Raw genomic sequence first — 2,799 nt, forward strand, 5'->3', positions numbered from 1 at the left:
GTCACCAGCGAGCAATCACGATGAAGCATTGGGCGCGGCTTGCGCCTATCTCTCCGGCACCGCCGATTGGTGGCGCTGGACCGTCGAAGAAGACCTTCGGCAGTCCCGTGAGTTTCGAGATCTCAAAGTAGATAACTTTCGAACGAAAGCCGCCCGCGATTTGCGCGATGCTCGCTTCGATAAGCGAACGCTCTCATTCATGCATCAAGCCATCCGCTACCGTGGCAAGGCGAACTACCGAGAAGCCTTGTATCTCAGCTACGGATCAAGCGTTGAAACGCTTCTCGCCAACTACGTCGCTGACTTGGAGAAAGTGCTCGCTGCATTCTTGGCAATGGCGGGCGCGTTCTGCTCGAAGAGGCTTGGCAGCACTCTCTGGAATGCGTTCGTTGCCGACGTCGATAAGTCGCGCGCGTTCACGACAAGCCCGAGCACGGTTTGGTGAGCGCACTCGCGTTCATGCGCCGATAGAAGCGTGCGCGCCCGTTGCTGCAAACGGCGACATCGCGCAGGCCCCGCACGTTCGGTTCCGTGATAAAATCCTCTCCTGCGGGCGAGTCGATTTTGAATGCGGGGGCGCAACGATGCCGACTAAAGACGGCAAAGGCCGGGTAAAATGGCTGCTGTGCGGCGCCGCGATCTCCAGCGTCGTGGGTATGCCTGCGGCTTTCCACGTCGCGCATGAGATCGGGCGCGGCGATCAGGCCGAAGCCGCCTTCCGCGAATGGATCGAATTGCGCCCGCGCGCCGCCGTAGCGTTCGACCTGATCACGCGCCATGAACGCCCCGTGTCCGGGCGCCGCCGCAAGCCGCAGCCGTATACGCTCAGCATGAGCAGCGGATCGCAGATCGCGGGCGAAGACGAGTTGTATTCCGTGCTCGATTTTTTTGAGTTTCGCGGAAGCCAAATCTGCCGGGGTCGCCTCGATCCCGCTGAGCTTTCTTCCTACCTCGGCGATGTGCCGCGCGGTTGGCTCCCCGCGATGGGAGATTTCCGCTACCGAAGCCGTGACCGGCCCGAGCTCGATGGCGGCCGGTCGGGACGTGCGCACGGTGCGACCCCGGATGAGCGCTTCGTACCTCGCATCCATTGGTCCCCCCTCGGGCGAGGGCACCGCGAAAGCCGACGCGACGGTGCCGGATGTCACCATACACCGCCGGGGCCCGGGATAGCTCCATAAAATGTGGAGGATCGTGTTCCGTGCCAATTCGGAACTGCTGCGCCGCCGGTCTGGCGAAAATGCCTCTGTCGAGAGGTTCCACCGCAGCTCGGTGACCTGGTAGGTGTACCGGAGGGTCCGCCGGTCGGTTGGTGTGGGCGGTTGAGCACCGCTGTGGGGATCCAGGGCGCCGGCCGCGTCGGACGCGGCCGGCACCCCTTGGCGGGGGGCCGAGCGATCAGGCCTCGATGAGGCCGAGCACCTCTGACTCGTCGAACGGCCCGACCCAGCTCTCGAGCATGGTTCCGTCGGCGGCGTAGAGGATGGCAGCGGGCTGACCCCGCACGCCGAGCTCGATCCAGGACTCGAAGCTCTCGTCCCACAGCATCGTGAAGGTGATCCCGCCCTTCTCGACGAAGTCCTGGGCGTAGTCGAGGTCGTCCTGGGTGCCGAGCCCGATGACGGTGAGCTTGTCTGCATGGTCGCGAGCGAACTGCTCGACGGCGGGCGATTCAGCCCGGCAGACGGGTCAATGCGGCGCCCACATCCACACGAGAGTGGGTTTGGCCGCAGGGAGGTAGCCGGCGAGTTGCACCGTCTCGCCGCTCACCACGTCGAGCACCTCGACCTCGGGCAGCGGGCTGGTGCCCGTCGACGGGCCGGTGTCGGCGGGGGTGGCCGCCTGTGTGGCCGAGGCACTCGAGGCGGAGGTGCTCGCACCGCCGGCACCGGCGCCCGTCCCGCCGGCGCCCGCTCCCTCGGCACTCGTGTCGGTGGTCGATGCGGGGGTGGTGGGCGAGCCGGCCGGTGGCGTGCCGGTGGTAGGTGAGCCGGTCGTCGAGCCGCCGCAGGCGGCGACGGTGATGGCCGTCGCTGCGATGAGCGCGGCGGCTCGTGCTGGTCGGTTCATGATCAATCCCTTCCGATGGAGATGGTGTCGTGATCGCGGGTGGTGGTCGGATGCGAGGCGGCGATCCGGTGGCTGCGGCGCCGTCTGGCCAGCAGGCCGATACCGGTCAGTACGGCGAGGGCGGCGGCCAGCGCGGTGGCGCCGATGGTGTCGAGGCGGTTGCTGAGCTGGGCGGACCAGTCGGTGACCCAGTCCACCGGCCCGCCGGCGATACGGTCGCCGCGGAGCGTGCGGATCTCGAAGTAGCCGTACCAGGCGACGTAGGCGCCGGCGATGACGAGCAGCCCGCCGGCGATCCGGTTGAGGTGCGGCAGCACCGACCGCAGCTTGCGCACGGCTCCGTCCTGGGCGAGGGCGAGGGCGACGGTGAGCACGCCGATGACGAGGCCCATGCCCACCGCGTAGGCCAGGTAGGTTGCCATGCCGCCAAGTATGTTGCCGTTGCGGAACGAGCCGCTGACGGCGGCAAGGAACACCGGAAGGGTGCACGAGAGCGACACGGTGGCATAGGAGGCACCGAAGAGGCCCATGCTGGCCAGGCTGCCGTCCTTGCCGCCGCGCTGCAGACGGGGCAGGTTCACCTTCACGGCCTTGCCGGTCACCATGGCGATGCCGAGTGGGATCATGATGATGCCGATCCCCAGGGTGATCCACGGTGTCCACTCGCCGACCGCCAGGGAGGCCCCTTCGATCGCGAGCCCGGCCAGCCCGAACACGGCGACGAAGCCG

The 2,799-nt window shown here is 67.1% G+C and carries 4 protein-coding genes and 1 pseudogene; 1 reads left to right on the forward strand and 4 read right to left on the reverse strand.

The features are described from left to right. Nucleotides 1-445 (forward strand): hypothetical protein (locus QZV94_RS24360; RefSeq protein ID WP_293682967.1); only part of this gene is annotated, 445 nt, incomplete at its 5' end. Here QZV94_RS24360 and QZV94_RS24365 read toward each other — a convergent pair. The 4 genes and pseudogenes from QZV94_RS24365 to QZV94_RS24380 all read right to left on the reverse strand — a co-directional run. Then, nucleotides 417-1,091 (reverse strand): hypothetical protein, encoded by a 675-nt coding sequence (locus QZV94_RS24365; RefSeq protein WP_293682968.1) that lies wholly within the window; start codon nucleotides 1,089-1,091, stop codon nucleotides 417-419. The genes QZV94_RS24360 and QZV94_RS24365 overlap by 29 nt on opposite strands. A gap of 307 nt (nucleotides 1,092-1,398) precedes the next feature. Then, a pseudogene (locus QZV94_RS24370) lies at nucleotides 1,399-1,677 on the reverse strand (TlpA family protein disulfide reductase); the annotation flags it as partial. Between the two features lie 12 nt (nucleotides 1,678-1,689). After that, nucleotides 1,690-2,076, reverse strand: a complete 387-nt coding sequence (locus tag QZV94_RS24375; RefSeq protein ID WP_293682970.1) for a hypothetical protein — start codon at nucleotides 2,074-2,076, stop codon at nucleotides 1,690-1,692. After that, the coding region (locus QZV94_RS24380; RefSeq protein ID WP_293682972.1) for a cytochrome c biogenesis CcdA family protein at nucleotides 2,073-2,799 on the reverse strand (727 nt) is incomplete at its 5' end. The genes QZV94_RS24380 and QZV94_RS24375, both read right to left, overlap by 4 nt.

Source organism: uncultured Phenylobacterium sp., from assembly GCF_902826855.1.
Taxonomy (GTDB): domain Bacteria; phylum Pseudomonadota; class Alphaproteobacteria; order Caulobacterales; family Caulobacteraceae; genus Phenylobacterium.